Origin of the sequence: Streptomyces sp. NBC_01317 (assembly GCF_035961655.1) — a bacterium.
In the GTDB taxonomy this organism is placed as follows: Bacteria; Actinomycetota; Actinomycetes; order Streptomycetales; family Streptomycetaceae; genus Streptomyces.
Map to the genome: position 1 here is coordinate 3,324,318 of NZ_CP108393.1, position 16,053 is coordinate 3,340,370.

The following is a 16,053-nucleotide window of genomic DNA, read 5'->3' on the forward strand; positions in this document are numbered from 1 at the left end:
TCCCCGGAAAACCCGGCACTCCCGGGCCCCGCAATGCCGCATATCGGTCATATTTACGCCTAGTCTGACAGTGCGCCTGCCCGTTCTGTCCACACGGGTTGCGTTCACTGTCCACTCCGGTTAAGGGAAGGGCGGCCACCGCCATGCCCGCAGATCTCGCCGTCATCGGACTCGGCCATCTCGGCCTGCCCCTCGCCCAGGCCGCCGTAGCCGCCGGGATCGACACCATCGGCTACGACACCGACCCCACGCCCGTCGCGCGGCTCGCGGCGGGCCACCCCCCGGTCGAGGGCTCGCTGAGCGCCTCCGACATCCGCCGGATGCTCTCGGGGGGCTTCCGGCCGACCACCAACCCGACCGAGCTGGGCCGGGTCCGTACCGCCGTCATCTGCGCGCCCACCCCCCTCGGGGCGGACCGCACCCCGGACCTCACCGCCATCGGCGACGCGGCCCGCGCCCTGGCGCCCCGGCTGCGCCCGAACACCACCGTGCTGCTGGAGTCCCCCGCCGCACCCGGCACGACGGAGGGCTTCCTGCGCTCCGTCCTGGAAGAGGGCTCGGGGCTCCGCGCCGGACGGGACTTCCACCTCGCGTACTCCCCCGGCCGCCTCGACCCGGGCAACCGCACCCACGGCTACGCCAACACACCCAAGGTCATCGGCGGCCTCACCCCCGCGTGCACGGAATCGGCCGCCGCCTTCTACGGACGCCTCACCGACAAGGTCGTCCGGGCGCGCGGTCCGCGCGAGGCCGAGACCGTCAAACTCCTCGAAACGAACTTCCGGCACGTCAACATCGCACTGGTCAACGAGATGGCCGTGCTCTGCCACGACCTCGGCGTCGACCTCTGGGACGTCATCCGCTGCGCCGAGACCAAGCCCTTCGGCTTCCAGGCGTTCCGCCCGGGACCCGGGGTCGGCGGCCACGGCGTGCCGATGGACCCCAGCTACCTCCCGCACGCGGGCCGCACCCCCGGCCACCCCCTGCGGATGGTGGGCCTGGCCCAGGAGATCAACACACGCATGCCGCAGTACGTCATCCAGCGCTCGGCCACCCTCCTGAACGAACACGGCAAGTCCGCGCGCGGCGCGCGCGTGCTGCTCCTGGGCGTCACCTACAAGCCGGACCTGGCCGACCAGGAGAGCTCACCGGCCACCGAGATCGCCTGCCGCCTGATGGACCTGGGCGCGGCGGTCAGCTACCACGACCCGTACGTCCCCGACTGGCGCGTCCGCGACGTCCCGGTCCCCCGCGCGGACTCGCTCTACGAGGCAGCTGCCAACGCGGACCTGACGGTCCTGCTCCAGCACCACCGCACGTACGACCTCCAGGGCCTCGCGGTGAAGGCGCAACTGCTCCTGGACACCCGGGGGGCGAGCCCTGCGGGGGCGGCGTACCGGCTGTGAGCGGGGTGGCGGCCCGACCCCGCGACGTAAAACAATTGTTGCACAAATGCTTCGCCGGGCGGTAAAGTCGACAGCATGGCAGCGACCATAGGGTTCCGGCCGACAGACGAAGACGAACGCATCATCCGTACCGCGATGCGCGAAGGTGAGCGCACCAGCGACGTCATCCGCCGCGCGCTGCGCCTCCTGGAGCGGGAAGCGTGGCTCACCCAGGCGCAGGCCGACGCCGAGCGGCTGTCCGACGAGGACGTCTCCGACGAGAACGCCTGGTGATCCGGGGCGCCGTGTACCGGGTGGACCTGGGCAACGCCAAGCGTGGCCACGAGCAGCGCGGCAGGCGGTACGGCCTGGTCCTCAGCCCGAGCGCCATGCCCTGGAGCGTGGCCACCATCGTCCCGACCTCGACCAGTGCCCAACCCGCGGTCTTCCGCCCGGAGCTGGACATCGCGGGCACGTTGACCCGCTTCCTCGTCGACCAGATCCGTACGATCGACGTCAGCTTCCTCCACGGCGACCCCGTGCGTTACCTGGACAGGTACGAACTGGCCCAGGTGGAGCACGCGGTGAGCCACTACCTCGGTATCTGACTCCCGCGCGGGGCCCGTTCGCGGCGCGCCCGGCCCCCGCGCGGGAACGGGGTCAACGGCGGTGCTGGGAGTCCCCCACCGCCACCTCGACCCGCTGGAACTCCTTGAGTTCGCTGTACCCCGTCGTCGCCATCGCCCGCTTCAGCGCGCCGAAGAAGTTCATCGAACCGTCCGGGCTGTGCGAGGGGCCCGTCAGGACCTCCTCCGTACTGCCGACGATCCCCAGGTCCACCAGCTTGCCGCGCGGCACGTCCTCGTGGACCGCCTCCATGCCCCAGTGGTGGCCCTTGCCCGGCGCGTCCGACGCCCGCGCCAGCGGGGAGCCGATCATCACCGAGTCCGCGCCGCACGCGATCGCCTTGGGCAGGTCGCCGGACCAGCCGACCCCGCCGTCCGCGATGACGTGCACGTACCGGCCGCCGGACTCGTCCATGTAGTCCCGCCGCGCCGCCGCGACGTCCGCCACGGCCGTCGCCATCGGGACCTGGATGCCCAGCACGTTACGGGTGGTGTGCGCGGCGCCGCCGCCGAAGCCGACCAGCACGCCCGCCGCGCCCGTACGCATCAGGTGGAGCGCCGCCGTGTACGTGGCGCAGCCGCCGACGATGACCGGGACGTCCAGCTCGTAGATGAACTGCTTGAGGTTCAGCGGCTCGGCCGCTCCCGAGACGTGCTCGGCGGAGACCGTCGTCCCGCGGATGACGAAGATGTCGACCCCGGCGTCCACCACGGCCTTGGAGAACTGCGCGGTGCGCTGCGGCGAGAGCGCGGCGGCCGTGACCACCCCGGAGTCCCGCACCTCCTTGATGCGCCGGCCGATCAGCTCTTCCTTGATCGGCTCCGCGTAGATCTCCTGGAGGCGGCGGTTCGCGGTCGCCTCCTCCAGCTCCGCGATCTCGTCGAGCAGCGGCTGCGGGTCCTCGTAACGGGTCCACAGGCCTTCCAGGTTGAGCACCCCCAGGCCGCCCATCTCACCGATCCGGATCGCCGTCGCCGGGGAGACGATGGAGTCCATCGGAGCGGCCAGGAACGGCAGCTCGAACCGGTAGGCGTCGATCTGCCAGGCGATCGAGACCTCCTTCGGGTCCCGGGTGCGCCGGCTCGGGACGACGGCGATGTCGTCGAACGCGTACGCCCTGCGGCCGCGCTTGCCGCGCCCGATCTCGATCTCAGTCACGATGTGTGGCCTTTCCCTCTACGTCTGCCGGTCCAGTATCCCCGACGCACCCGTGAGGGGCGGGTCCGGAACCGGACCCGCCCCTCAGGGACACGCGCAATGATCAGTGCTGGTTGTAGTTCGGCGCCTCGACGGTCATCTGGATGTCGTGCGGATGGCTCTCCTTGAGGCCCGCCGCGGTGATCCGTACGAACCGGCCCTTGTGCTCCATCTCGTCGATGGACGCCGCGCCCACGTACCCCATGGTCTGCCGCAGTCCGCCGATCAGCTGGTGCAGCACCGCGCCCAGCGGGCCGCGGAACGGCACCTGGCCCTCGATGCCCTCGGGCACCAGCTTGTCGTCCGCCGACACGTCGCCCTGGAAGTAGCGGTCCTTCGAGTACGAACGGCCCTGGCCGCGCGACTGCATCGCACCGAGCGACCCCATCCCGCGGTACGACTTGAACTGCTTGCCGTTGATGAACTGGAGCTCGCCCGGGGACTCCTCGCAGCCCGCGAGCAGGCTGCCCAGCATGACGGTGGACGCGCCGGCGGCCAGCGCCTTGCCGATGTCGCCCGAGTACTGGAGGCCGCCGTCGCCGATGACCGGGATGCCCGCCGCGCGGCAGACCACCGCGGCCTCGTAGATCGCCGTGACCTGCGGGACGCCGATGCCGGCGACCACGCGGGTCGTACAGATCGAACCGGGGCCCACGCCGACCTTGACGCCGTCCACACCCGCGTCGATCAGCGCCTGCGCGCCGTCACGGGTGGCGACGTTCCCGCCGATGACGTCCACCGGGACGCTCGACTTGATCTTGGACATCCAGCTGAGCGCGTTGCTGTTGTGGCCGTGGGAGGTGTCCACGACCAGGAAGTCGACCCCGGCCGCGACCAGCGCCTGCGAGCGCTCCAGCGCCTCGGGGCTGGCGCCGACGGCGGCGCCGACCAGCAGCCGGCCCTCGCCGTCCTTCGCCGCGTTCGGGTACTTCTCGGCCTTGACGAAGTCCTTGACCGTGATGAGGCCCTTGAGGATGCCCGCGTCGTCGACCAGCGGCAGCTTCTCGATCTTGTGGCGCCGCAGCAGGTGCATGGCGTCCACGCCGGAGATGCCGACCTTGCCTGTGACGAGCGGCATGGGGGTCATGACCTCGCGCACCTGGCGGCCGCGGTCCGACTCGAACGCCATGTCGCGGTTGGTGACGATGCCGAGCAGCTTGCCCGCGCGGTCGGTGACCGGGACGCCGCTGATCCGGAACTTGGCGCAGAGCTGGTCGGCCTCGGCCAGCGTCGCGTCGGGGTGCACCGTGATGGGGTCGGTGACCATCCCGGACTCGGAGCGCTTGACCAGGTCGACCTGGTTGGCCTGGTCGGCGATGGACAGGTTGCGGTGCAGCACGCCGACGCCGCCCTGCCGCGCCATGGCGATCGCCATGCGGGCCTCGGTGACCTTGTCCATCGCGGCGGAGAGCAGCGGGATGTTCACGCGGACGTTGCGGGAGACCAGGGACGAGGTGTCCACCTGGTTCGGCAGGACCTCCGAGGCGCCCGGCAGCAGCAGCACGTCGTCGTATGTCAGCCCGAGCGTCGCGAATTTCTCAGGCACTCCGTCGACGTATGCAGTCATGACACCTTCCCCAGATGGCTTGATCGGTGCGGATGTCCATGCTAACGGGCCGCGCGGACGTCTCATTCCACGGCCACCGCCCGCTCACCGTTCCGCCGGCCCGCGCGGTCACTGTCGCGCTCACTGTTCCGCCAGCGCGCGCAGTCTGCTCAGGGCGCGGTGCTGGGCGACCCGCACCGCGCCCGGGGACATCCCGAGCATCTGGCCGGTCTCCTCGGCGGTCAGTCCGACCGCCACCCGCAGGACGAGCAGCTCGCGCTGGTTCTCCGGGAGGTTGGCCAGGAGTTTCTTGGCCCATTCGGCGTCACTGCTGAGCAGCGCCCGCTCCTCCGGCCCGAGCGAGTCGTCGGGACGCTCGGGCATCTCGTCGGACGGTACGGCCGTGGATCCCGGGTGCCGCATGGCGGCCCGCTGGAGATCGGCGACCTTGTGCCCGGCGATCGCGAAGACGAACGCCTCGAAGGGGCGGCCGGTGTCGCGGTAGCGCGGCAGGGCCATCAGGACCGCGACGCAGACTTCCTGCGCGAGGTCTTCGGTGAAATGACGGGCGTCGCCCGGCAGCCGGCTCAGCCGCGTACGGCAGTAGCGCAGCGCGAGCGGGTGGACGCGGGCCAGGAGATCATGCGTGGCCTGCTCGTCGCCGTCGACAGCACGATGAACGAGCGCACCGATCACCGTGGTCTCGTCATCGCGCATCGGTCCATGGTGCCTTGACGGCTCCTGATCAGTGGCACCGCGTCCGTAGTTGTGCACCGAAGCGTTATGAGCAGGTGCGGCAGAACTCATCCCCTGCGCCCTCCCCTCGCGCTCGTCCGACTCGTCCCCGAGGAACTCCACATCTTCAAGGATGCGGCATGGCGCGGGAAACGGTGGCGTACGGCCGTACGTTGCCCCGCCCGCACCGGGCTTGTCGCCCGTAAGGGCCCTGTCCACGAGGGGGTGGCGCCTCCTAGGACACGTCTTCGAGGACACGTCCTAGGAGGAGGCGTTCTAGCGCACCAGACCCCAGCGGAAGCCGAGGGCGACCGCGTGGGCGCGGTCCGAGGCGCCGAGCTTCTTGAAGAGCCGGCGCGCGTGCGTCTTGACCGTGTCCTCGGAGAGGAACAGCTCACGCCCGATCTCCGCGTTGGACCGGCCGTGGCTCATGCCTTCGAGCACCTGGATCTCGCGCGCGGTGAGCGTGGGCGCGGCGCCCATCTCGGCCGAGCGGAGCCGACGCGGCGCGAGGCGCCAGGTCGGGTCCGCGAGCGCCTGGGTGACCGTCGCGCGCAACTCGGCGCGCGAGGCGTCCTTGTGCAGGTACCCCCGGGCACCCGCGGCGACCGCGAGCGCGACCCCGTCCAGGTCTTCCGCGACCGTGAGCATGATGATCCGCGCGCCCGGGTCGGCGGACAGGAGCCGGCGGACCGTCTCGACACCCCCGAGACCGGGCATCCGGACATCCATCAGGATCAGGTCCGACCGATCGGCGCCCCAGCGGCGGAGGACTTCCTCGCCGTTGGCCGCGGTCGTCACGCGCTCGACGCCGGGCACGGTCGCGACCGCGCGGCGGAGCGCCTCTCGGGCAAGCGGGGAGTCGTCGCAGACGAGGACGGATGTCATGACCGTCCTCCGCAGCTGATGCGCGTCACCTTGGGCCTCCAGGCTGAGTACATATCGTCACCTGTGCGATTGACGCTCTCGGACATGTGCCCGATCGCTCGTTCTCTCAACCGCCTCGCACATTCAACGATGGTCACTCGAAAGAGTTACGGGTCGGACGACCGACTTCGACACTCCCTGTGAGGACTCGCGCACGCGACAGAGCGGCCCTGACCGCCTGGCGTTCATCCCTACCTATGCCCCATTTAGCGGCTTTTCTTCACTTTTGACGGTGTCTGACGCTAGATTCACCATGAGTCATATTTACATCTACTTAGATAGTAGATGTACGGTCGTGATGAGATCGGAAGATCGGCCCGTATCCGCTTCAGTACGGTTTCAAGGGGACATGAGCAATGGCAGATTTCTCCCGCCTTCCCGGACCGAACGCAGATCTGTGGGACTGGCAGCTCCTCGCGGCCTGTCGCGGCGTCGACAGCTCGCTCTTCTTCCACCCGGAGGGGGAAAGGGGCGCGGCGCGAAGCGCGCGTGAGAACTCGGCGAAAGAGGTGTGCATGAGGTGCCCGGTCCGCGCGGAGTGCGCGGCGCACGCACTGGCGGTGCGGGAGCCGTACGGCGTGTGGGGCGGGCTGACGGAGGATGAGCGCGAGGAGCTGATGGGGCGGGCGCGCACCCGGCTCGTCTCGGCGTCGCCCTCACCCCACGGCGCGAACAACCATCACGGAAACCCCGACCAGCACGACCACCGCAACCATCACGACCACCACGACCGCCACGCCGAGGACTGACCGTCGCGCCCTGACATCGAAGAAACGTTCCTGCGCGTGACCCCGGGCGCACCCCGGTCCGGCAGCGCGAACCGCGGCCCCGGGGCGCGCGGCGCCCGCGCCGCGCCTCAGCGAGCCGCCGCCAGGACCAACTGGTCCAGCGTGGCGGCGACGGTCGGTACGTGCGCGAGGTCCGGCAGGGTGAGCGCGACGACCTCCCGCTCGACGGCCGGCTCCAGCGCGAGCGTCCTGACGCCTTCCGTACGGACCGACCGCAGCGCCAGCTCCGGCAGCACGGCCACGCCCAGACCCGCCGCGACCAGGCCGATCACGGCCGGGTAGTCGTCGGTGGCGAAGTCGATCCTGGGCGTGAACCCGGCCCTCGCGCAGGCGTCGACGAGCTGCTCCCGGCAGCGCGGGCAGCCCGCGATCCACGGCTCGCCGGCCAGATCGCCGAGCGAGACGGACGCGGCGCCCGCCAGCGGATGCCCCTCGGGGACCACGCCGACCAGCCGGTCCACCAGCAACGGCTTCACGACCAGGTCGTCCCACTCCGCGGCGGAGCCGCCGTACCGGAATGCCAGTGCCACCTCGCAGTCACCGTCCCTGAGCAGGCCCGCCGAGCGCGGCGGCTCGGCCTCCACGAGGGAGACGCGGGTGCCGGGGTGGGCGGCGCGCAGCGCGGCCAGGGCCGCGGGGACCAGCGTGGAACTGCCGCTGGGGAACGAGGCGAGCCTGACCCGGCCGGCCCGCAGCCCCACGATGGCCGCGATCTCCTCCTCGGCGGCGGTGAGCCCGGCGAGGATGCCCGTCGCGTGCCGTACGAGCACGTCGCCGGCCTGGGTGAGGCGCGTCTCACGGCCGGCGCGGACGATCAGCGGAGTGCCGGCGGACGCTTCGAGCGCCTTCATCTGCTGGCTGACCGCCGGCTGGGTGCATCCCAGTGCCCGCGCGGCCGCGGAGAAGGAACCGGTGGTGGCCACGGTGCGCAGCACACGGAGATGGCGGGCTTCGATCATGTGGCGACTATAAGACACCCTTGGGGTTTTCGCGGGTTAAAGGGTAGAACCTTTGAGGCGGGTCCGGTTAGCTTGCATGCATGAAGCTTCTGACCGTCAACGCGGGGCGACCGAAAGCCGTGGAGTACAGCGACGCGGCGGGCGGTGTCACGGGCATCGACAAGCGGCCGGTCGAGGGTCCCGTGCGGGTGGCGGATCCGGGACCGAAGGGGGTGGGCGCGAGCGGGGTGGGGGGTGACACGGTCTGCGACCTGCGTCATCACGGCGGTTCCGACCAGGCGGTGTACGCGTTCGCGAGGGAGGACCTGGATTTCTGGGAGCGGGAGCTGGGGCGCCCGCTGAGCAACGGGGTGTTCGGGGAGAACCTGACCACCTCGGGGATCGACGTCAGGAACGCGCTGATCGGCGAGCGCTGGCGGATCGGTCCCGATCTGGTGCTGGAGGCGACGAGCGGCCGGATCCCGTGTCGTACGTTCCAGGCCTGGCTCGGCGAGGACGGGTGGATGAAGCGCTTCACCCACCAGGCCGTCACGGGCGCCTATCTGCGGGTGATCACCCCGGGCGAGATCCGCGCGGGCGACCCGATCGAGATCGTGCACCGGCCGGCGCACGACGTGACGGTGACGCTGGTCTTCCGGGCCGTGACCCTGGAGCGGGAGCTGCTGCCGCGGATCCTCGCCGCCGGCGAGGCGCTGCACGCGGAGAAGTTGAGGATCGCTCAAGCGTACGTCGAGAAATACGGGAGGATCGGTCGCCCCGCGGCCGGGGAGGAGCACACGGAAGTACGCGCGGAGGAGGGCGGACAGACTCCCGGGAGGGACGACGCCGCTCTCGCCAACCAGCCCTGACCTGCGGCTTGTTGGACGCGGTCGCACCGGTATACCTGATGCGTAGGGGATGCCCCTGAGAGGGGTACGGGGCCCCTCGGGGGTGGCTGAGGGTGGCCCCCGATGGCCCGTGGCGGCGCCCGCCGGGACGCTCGTCGCATGTCCGGTCTCAAGCGTGTCCTCATCATTCTGACGTCCGTCGCGTTTGTCCTCGCCCTGGCGCTGGGCGGCGGCGCCGCGTGGTTCTACTCCAGCGCCAAGGTGTCCACGGTCGGCCGTGGCGGCTTCCGCAACCAGCTGGCGGTCCCCCCGCTCGCCGGATCCACCGTCGCGGCGGACGGCACCCGCGTCTTCGACCTGCGGATGCGGGCCGGTACGACGGAGTTCAAGGACGGGCAGAAGACTCCTACCTGGGGCTTCAACGGGAGTTACCTCGGGCCGACGCTGCGGGCCGAGCGCGGTGAGAAGGTACGGGTCCGGGTGACCAACACGCTGGACGAGACGTCCAACGTGCACTGGCACGGGATGGACCTGCCCGCCCGGATGGACGGGGGCCCGCACCAGATGGTCGCGCCGGGGAAGACCTGGTCGCCGCAGTGGACGGTCGACCAGCCGGCCGCGACGCTCTGGTACCACCCGCACCCGCACGGCGAGACCGAGGACCACGTCCAGCGGGGCCTGGCGGGGATGTTCATCCTCGACGACCAGAAGTCCCGCACCCTCGCCCTGCCCAAGAGATACGGCGTGGACGATCTGCCGGTCATCGTGCAGGACGTGAAGTTCGACGGGGCCCGGTTCGACCACGGGCATGGAGTGGCCCAGAGCGTCGGGTTCCTCGGCGACCGGACGATGGTGAACGGGACGCTCGACCCGTACCGCGTGGTGGGGGACGAGCAGGTGCGGCTCCGGCTGCTCAACGCGTCGACCGCGCGGACGTACAACTTCGGCTTCGACGACAGCCGGGCGTTCTCGCTCATCGGCACCGACGGCGGCCTGCTGGAGCAGCCGGCGCGGATGGACCGGATCCAGCTGTCACCGGGCGAGCGGGCCGAGATCGTGGTGCGCGTGCGGCCGGGCGAGCGGACGGTCCTGCGCAGCTTCCCCCTCGATGTCGGCATGGACTTCGTCAACCAGCGCTTCAACGGCGGCGACGACACCTTCGACATCCTGGAACTGCGGGCCAAGTCCCGGCTGCGCCCGTCGCCGGCACTCCCCGCGAAGCTCGGGAAGCTGGAGGTGCCGGACGGCAAGGACGCGGTGCGCGGGCGGTTCTTCGACCTCAAGCTCTCCGGGATCAACGGCCGGCGGATGTCGATGGGCCGGATCGACGAGACGGTCACACGCGGCACGACGGAGACCTGGACGGTACGGAACACGAACGGGATGCCGCACAACTTCCATGTCCACGGCGTGCAGTTCAGGGTGCTCAGCGTGAACGGGCGGGCGCCGGAACCGGCGCTGCGCGGGGCGAAGGACACCGTGTTCGTCCCGAACGGCACCACGGTGAAGCTGGCGATGCGCTTCGAAGGACCGGCCGATCCACATGCGCCGTACATGTTCCACTGCCATCTCCTCCTGCACGAGGACCGGGGAATGATGGGCCAGTTCGTCGTCGTGGAGAAGGGGCAGAAGGCGGGCCGTCCACCCCTGGAACACACCCATCAGGGCCACTGACCCAGGCGCTAACGTGCCGCCTATGACGACTGCTTTGATTACGGGCGCGACGGCGGGGATCGGTGCCGCCTTCGCGCGGCGGCTGGCGGCGGACGGACACAACCTGGTACTGGTGGCGCGCGACAAGGAGCGTCTGCGCGAACACGCCACCGAACTGCACGACCGGCACGGCATCGAGGCGGAGGTGCTGAGCGCGGACCTCTCCACCGACAGCGGGATCGAGGCGGTCGAGATGCGGCTGTCGGACCTCAGGCAGCCGGTCGATCTCCTCGTGAACAACGCGGGCTTCGCCAACAAGGGACCCTTCCTGGAGGTCCCGGTGTCCGATGAACTGGTCATGCTGAAAGTGCACATCGAGGCGGTGCTGCGGCTCACGTCGGTGGCGGTCACCGGCATGAAGGCGCGCGGCCGGGGCGCGGTGGTCAACGTGGCGTCGGTGGCGGCGTTCGTGCCCCGGGGGACGTACGGCGCGTCGAAGGCCTGGGTCGTGCAGTTCAGCCAGGGGCTGGCCCGGGAGCTGGTGGGGTCGGGGGTACGGGTGATGGCGCTGTGCCCCGGCTTCGTACGGACCGAGTTCCACGAGCGGGCCGGGCTGGGCACGCAGCGGATCCCCGACTGGATGTGGCTCGACGCGGACAAACTGGTGACGGCCGCGCTGGGGGACCTGGCCCGCGGCAAGGCCGTGTCCATCCCGGACCCGCGCTACAAGGCCCTGATGGGGGCGGTGAAGCTGGCCCCGCGCGGGCTGCTGAGCGGCCTCACGTCGAAGACCGGGCGCAAGTACGGCCCGCAGTAGCAGCACCGGACCGCACCTCGCCCTGAGCGAATGATCGAATGTCCCGCCGTTCGATCGTACGCATTAGGGTCGGTGGTCCGGGAAGCACCCGTGCCCGGGTCGCCGTACTTGCGAGGGGGCCGTCACCGTGCGCGAAGGTGCCGCTGAACGTCATGACCGACTGCTGAATCTGGTCCGCGAGCGCGGCACGGTCCGGGTGTCCGACCTCGCCGACCGGCTCGGCGTGTCCCCCGTGACGGCGCGCCGGGACGCGGAGGCGCTGGCCGCCCGGGGGCTGCTCGACCGGGTGCACGGTTCGGTCTCCTGGCCGGAGCGGCAGGGCCCGGCGGGGATCGCGCCGGGCGGCGGCGGTCCGGTCATCGGCCTGCTCGCGCCCGCGGCCGCGTACTACTTCGCCGAGGTGATCCGCGGCGCCCACGAGGCCGCCGCCCGGCTCGGCGCCCGGCTGATCCTGCGGGTCTCCGACTACCGGCCCGAGGACGACGCCGCGCACGCGGCCGGGCTGCTGGCGGCCGGCGCGGAGGGGCTGCTGCTCGCCCCCAGCTGGACCGAGCCCGGCCACCCCGACACGTACAGCGAGTGGATCGCCCGGCTGCAGGTGGCGACCGTGCTGGTGGAACGGCGCGGCGCCCCGGGCGGGCCGCTGGCCGCCCTGGACCGGGTCTGCTCCGACCACGCGCACGGCGTCCTGATCGCCGTACGGCACCTGGTGGGTCTCGGGCACCGGACCCCGCTGCTGGTGGCGCGGCGGGACAGCCCGACGGCGACGGCGGTACGGGCCGGATACGTGCAGGCGCTCGATGTCCTCGGGCTGACCGCGCCCGGGCCCGTGATCGACTCGACGTCGGCGGAGCGCGATCCGCAGGTCTTCGAGCGGGCCGCGCGGGCCGTCCGCGCGGCCGTGCGCGACGGCGGGGCGACGGCCGCCCTGATGCACAACGACGAGGACGCGATCCGCATGGTCCGGCGCCTCGCCGAGCTGGGCGTACGGGTCCCCGAGGACCTCGCCCTCATCACGTACGACGACGAGGTGGCCGCCCTCGCGGACACCCCGCTCACCGCGGTCGCCCCGCCGAAGCGCGAGGTGGGGCGGTGTGCGGCGGAGCTGCTCGTGGAACGGCTGACGTCGGCCGGCGGGGGCGCGGACGAACCGCGCCGCCATGTGGAGCTGCTGCCGCGCCTGCGGGTGCGCTCCTCCACCTGATCGCCGGCCCCCCACCCTCCACCTTTCGATCATTTTTCGATCAATCAATCTTTCGCTCTTGACTTCGCTCACGCCGGATCGAAGTATCACGGCCACCGCCTGTCCCCCGTACGTACAGGAGCCGCGCCGTGAGTCGCAGTTGGTCCCGTTCTCTCCATGCCTGCGTCGGCGCCGCCACCGCGCTGGCCGCTCTCGCCGCCCTCACGGCGTGCGGCGGCGGCGCCGACGCACCCGCGGAAGGCACCGCGGAACATCCCGTCACCGTCACGTTCTGGGCCTGGACCAAGGGGTCCCAGGAGGTGGTGGACGCGTTCAACGCCTCGCACGACACGATCAAGGTGAAGTTCGAGGAGATCCCCTCCGGCGGCAACGGCGGCTATCCCAAGATCGCCAACGCCGTGAAGGCCGGGATCGCCCCCGACCTGCTCTCCATCGAGTACCCGATGCTGTCTCAGTTCGTGAGCCAGGGCTCGCTCCAGGACCTGAGCGGCTATCTGACGGACGACATCAAGAAGAAGTTCCTGCCGCAGACCATCAAGCTGACCACGCTGGGCGGCAAGAACTGGGCCGTCCCGTTCGACGCGTCCCCGCAGGTCTTCTACTACCGCAAGGACTTCTTCGAGAAGCACCACCTCACGCCGCCGCGCACCTGGGACGAGTTCCGTACCGCCGCCGCGCAGGTCAGGAAGGCGGCCCCGGACACCAGGATCGCCAGCTTCTTCCCCGACGACCCGACCTTCTTCCAGGCAATGGCCTGGCAGGCCGGCGCGCGGTGGTTCACGACCGACACGGCCAGGAACGCCTGGCAGGTCGACACCACGGACCCGGCCACCCTCAAGACGGCGGAGTACTGGCAGGGGCTCATCGACGACGACCTGGTCAACACCTCTTCCTCGTTCAGCCCGGAGTGGACCAGCGGCCTCAAGCAGGGCACGCTCGTCGGCTACCTCGGCGCGTCCTGGAGCGCGGGCGTGCTCGCCGGCATCGTGCCCGAGGAGAAGGGCAAGTGGGCGGCTGCGCCCGTGCCCAGCTGGGACGCGGCGCAGACGGCCAGCGGAATGATCCAGGGCTCCACCTTCGCCGTGAGCGAGAACAGCCACAAGAAGGCGGCGGCCGTCGAGTTCGCCCTCTGGATGGCCACCTCCGAGGCGGGCATCAAGGCCAGGATCGGCGCGAGCACCTCCACCGCCCTGCCCGCCTCCCCCGCGATGGTCCCCGTCGCCCAAAAAGCCATCGACACCAGCTTCTTCGGCGGCCAGGACCTGTACGCCCTCTACCTCCAGGCCGGCAGGTCGATCAAGCCGGACTGGATCTGGGGCCCGAGCACCGGCGCCACCAACTCCGCGCTGGGCGACCAGCTCCGCGAAGCCGTCGGCGGCGGCTCCACCCTCTCCCGCGCCGTCAGAACAGCCCAGGACGCCACCGTCGCCGATCTCAAGAAGCGCGGTCTGAACGTCGAGGACGCCTCATGACCACCAAGATCCAGACCGAACGCGGCTCCTCCACCCGCACCGGCGTGGCCGCCACCGTCCTGCTCACCCCGTTCTTCGCCCTGTTCACCGTGGCGATGGTCATACCCGTCGGCTACGCCCTCTGGCTCAGCCTGTTCACCGAGAAGGCGTCGGGCCTCGGCTTCGACGGACCCCGTACCGTCTTCCACGGCCTCGGCAACTACACGGAAGCCCTGGGTGACCAGGCGTTCCGCGACGGTTTCTGGGTGCTGCTCGGGTACTGCGCCTTCTACATCCCCCTGATGGTCGGCGGCGCGCTGATCCTCTCCCTGCTCCTCGATACGGCCCTGGCCCGCGCCCGCCGCTTCTTCCAGCTGGCGCTCTTCCTGCCGCACGCCATCCCCGGCCTGATCGCCGCCCTGATCTGGATCTACCTCTACACCCCGGGGCTCAGCCCGGTCATCAACGCCATGGACGCCGGCGGATTCGGCTTCGACTTCCTGTCCACCGACGGCGTCCTGCCCTCGGTGGTCAACATCGCGCTGTGGGAGTGGCTCGGCTACAACGTCGTCATCTTCTACGCCTCCCTCCAGGCCATCGACCGCTCGCTGCTCGAAGCCGCGACCGTGGACGGCGCCGGACAGTGGCGGCTCGCGTTCAGCATCAAGTTCCCCCTGATCCGCTCCTCGCTGGCGCTGGTGCTGCTCTTCACGATCATCGGGTCGCTCCAGCTCTTCACCGAGCCGCTGATCCTCAGCCGCTCCGGCGCGTCCGTGCCCAGCACCTGGACGCCCAACATGTACGCCTACAGCGCGGCGTTCCAGCGCAACGACTACGGCCTGGCCGCCGCCGCGTCCGTCCTCATCGCCCTCGTGGCCGCCGCGCTCTCCTTCGGCGTCACCCGATTCTCCAACCGGAAGGAGGCACGGGCAGCATGACGTCCCCCCCTGTGACCAACACGGCCAACACGGCCAACGCGGCCGACCCGACCGACCCCGCCACCCCCCTCGCCCCCGCGCGCCGCGGGACCCCCGGCCGGGCCCCCGTCCGCGCGGCCGGCCGGGCGGGCACCAGCCGGTGGCTGTCCAGGTCCGCCGTCAACGGCGTGCTCGTCCTGGCCGCCGCGTACACCCTCTTCCCCCTGATCTGGCTGGTCACGGCCGCCACCAAGGACGCCGGCAACCTGCTCGGCGGCGACGTCTTCTCCTTCCAGGGCTTCCACCTCGGCCAGAACCTCTCCGACCTGACGACCTACCAGGACGGCATCTACTTCCGGTGGTACGGCAACTCGCTGCTCTACGCGGGAGTCGGCGCCCTCGGCTGCTCGCTGGTGAGCGTCGCCGCCGGTTACGCCTTCGACAAATACCGCTTCCGGGGCAAGGAGAAGCTGTTCGCCGTCGTCCTGCTCGGCGTGCTGCTGCCCTCCACGGCCCTGTCCCTCCCCCTGTACCTGCTGGCCGTGAAGACCCACACCGTCAACACCTACTGGTCCGTGCTGATCCCCGTACTGGTCAACCCGTTCGGCGTCTACCTGTCCCGGATCTTCAGCGCCGGCTATATCCCGAACGAGGCACTGGAGGCGGCCAGGATCGACGGCGCGAGCGAGCTGCGCGCCTTCTGGTCGATCGGTCTGCGCATGATCATGCCGGGCTTCGTGACCGTCTTCCTCTTCCAGTTCACCGCCGTATGGAACAACTTCTTCCTCCCCCTCGTGATGCTCTCGGACAAAAACCTCTATCCGCTGAGCCTGGGCCTCTACAACTGGCACAGCAACGCGAACGCGACCCCGGACTTCTATCCGATGGTCGTGACCGGTTCACTCCTCGCCGTCACTCCGCTGATCATCGCGTTCGTCACCCTCCAACGGCACTGGAAGGCCGGCCTCACGGCCGGCAGCGTCAAATAGCCGCCCCCCGAGCGCGACCTGGGTAAGAGCG

Annotated in this window: 16 protein-coding genes; 11 read left to right on the forward strand and 5 right to left on the reverse strand. The window is 70.5% G+C overall.

The genetic code is table 11. The features are described from left to right. Nucleotides 1-143: 143 nt before the first annotated feature. The 3 genes from OG349_RS13930 (at nt 144) to OG349_RS13940 (ending at nt 1,993) form a co-directional block, all read left to right on the forward strand. The gene (locus OG349_RS13930) at nt 144-1,406 is read left to right on the forward strand and encodes a nucleotide sugar dehydrogenase (protein ID WP_327234926.1); all 1,263 of its coding nucleotides are present in this window, start codon (nt 144-146) and stop codon (nt 1,404-1,406) included. A gap of 75 nt (nt 1,407-1,481) precedes the next feature. Then, nucleotides 1,482-1,679: a hypothetical protein gene (locus OG349_RS13935; protein ID WP_327234927.1), complete on the forward strand. Its 198-nt coding sequence runs from the start codon at nt 1,482-1,484 to the stop codon at nt 1,677-1,679. Then, entirely contained in the window at nt 1,676-1,993 is a 318-nt protein-coding gene (locus tag OG349_RS13940; protein ID WP_442806248.1) for a type II toxin-antitoxin system PemK/MazF family toxin, read from the forward strand. Before OG349_RS13935 ends, OG349_RS13940 begins: the two co-directional genes overlap by 4 nt. Before the next feature lie 52 nt (nt 1,994-2,045). On the opposite strand, the gene OG349_RS13945 is transcribed toward OG349_RS13940, so the two are convergent. The 4 genes from OG349_RS13945 to OG349_RS13960 all read right to left on the reverse strand — a co-directional run bounded on the left by OG349_RS13945 (nt 2,046) and on the right by OG349_RS13960 (nt 6,378). Beyond that, entirely contained in the window at nt 2,046-3,170 is a 1,125-nt protein-coding gene (locus tag OG349_RS13945) for a GuaB3 family IMP dehydrogenase-related protein (protein WP_327234928.1), read from the reverse strand. A 103-nt stretch (nt 3,171-3,273) separates the two neighbouring features. Then, nucleotides 3,274-4,776, reverse strand: a complete 1,503-nt coding sequence (gene guaB, locus OG349_RS13950) for an IMP dehydrogenase (protein WP_327234929.1) — start codon at nt 4,774-4,776, stop codon at nt 3,274-3,276. Nucleotides 4,777-4,896: 120 nt separating this feature from the next. Then, nucleotides 4,897-5,472 carry a sigma-70 family RNA polymerase sigma factor gene (locus tag OG349_RS13955; protein ID WP_161307647.1) on the reverse strand — a complete coding sequence of 192 codons (576 nt, stop codon included), beginning with the start codon at nt 5,470-5,472 and terminating at the stop codon, nt 4,897-4,899. A gap of 294 nt (nt 5,473-5,766) precedes the next feature. Next, nucleotides 5,767-6,378 (reverse strand): response regulator transcription factor, encoded by a 612-nt coding sequence (locus tag OG349_RS13960; protein WP_003948568.1) that lies wholly within the window; start codon nt 6,376-6,378, stop codon nt 5,767-5,769. A gap of 395 nt (nt 6,379-6,773) precedes the next feature. Between OG349_RS13960 and OG349_RS13965 the strand changes: the two genes are divergently transcribed. Further along, nucleotides 6,774-7,166, forward strand: a complete 393-nt coding sequence (locus OG349_RS13965) for a WhiB family transcriptional regulator (protein ID WP_327234930.1) — start codon at nt 6,774-6,776, stop codon at nt 7,164-7,166. Between the two features lie 107 nt (nt 7,167-7,273). Here the strand turns inward: OG349_RS13965 and OG349_RS13970 are convergent, their stop codons facing one another. Next, nucleotides 7,274-8,164: a LysR family transcriptional regulator gene (locus OG349_RS13970; RefSeq protein ID WP_327234931.1), complete on the reverse strand. Its 891-nt coding sequence runs from the start codon at nt 8,162-8,164 to the stop codon at nt 7,274-7,276. An 80-nt stretch (nt 8,165-8,244) separates the two neighbouring features. On the opposite strand from OG349_RS13970, the gene OG349_RS13975 reads away from it, so the two are divergent. The 7 genes from OG349_RS13975 (at nt 8,245) to OG349_RS14005 (ending at nt 16,022) form a co-directional block, all read left to right on the forward strand. Continuing rightward, a complete protein-coding gene (locus OG349_RS13975) occupies nt 8,245-9,012 on the forward strand; it encodes an MOSC domain-containing protein (RefSeq protein ID WP_327234932.1) in 768 nt (255 codons plus the stop codon). Between the two features lie 138 nt (nt 9,013-9,150). Further along, complete coding sequence (locus tag OG349_RS13980; protein ID WP_327234933.1) at nt 9,151-10,665, forward strand: multicopper oxidase family protein; 1,515 nt, start codon at nt 9,151-9,153, stop codon at nt 10,663-10,665. Nucleotides 10,666-10,687: 22 nt separating this feature from the next. Continuing rightward, on the forward strand, nt 10,688-11,461 hold the full coding sequence (locus OG349_RS13985) for an SDR family NAD(P)-dependent oxidoreductase (protein WP_327234934.1): 774 nt from the start codon (nt 10,688-10,690) through the stop codon (nt 11,459-11,461). A 127-nt stretch (nt 11,462-11,588) separates the two neighbouring features. Continuing rightward, a complete protein-coding gene (locus OG349_RS13990; RefSeq protein ID WP_327234935.1) occupies nt 11,589-12,665 on the forward strand; it encodes a substrate-binding domain-containing protein in 1,077 nt (358 codons plus the stop codon). Nucleotides 12,666-12,793: 128 nt separating this feature from the next. Continuing rightward, complete coding sequence (locus OG349_RS13995; RefSeq protein WP_327234936.1) at nt 12,794-14,137, forward strand: ABC transporter substrate-binding protein; 1,344 nt, start codon at nt 12,794-12,796, stop codon at nt 14,135-14,137. Further along, entirely contained in the window at nt 14,134-15,054 is a 921-nt protein-coding gene (locus OG349_RS14000) for a carbohydrate ABC transporter permease (RefSeq protein WP_327234937.1), read from the forward strand. The genes OG349_RS13995 and OG349_RS14000 overlap by 4 nt, the downstream gene beginning before the upstream one ends. Further along, a complete protein-coding gene (locus OG349_RS14005; RefSeq protein WP_327234938.1) occupies nt 15,051-16,022 on the forward strand; it encodes a carbohydrate ABC transporter permease in 972 nt (323 codons plus the stop codon). The genes OG349_RS14000 and OG349_RS14005 overlap by 4 nt, the downstream gene beginning before the upstream one ends. The last annotated feature ends 31 nt before the right edge of the window (nt 16,023-16,053 follow it).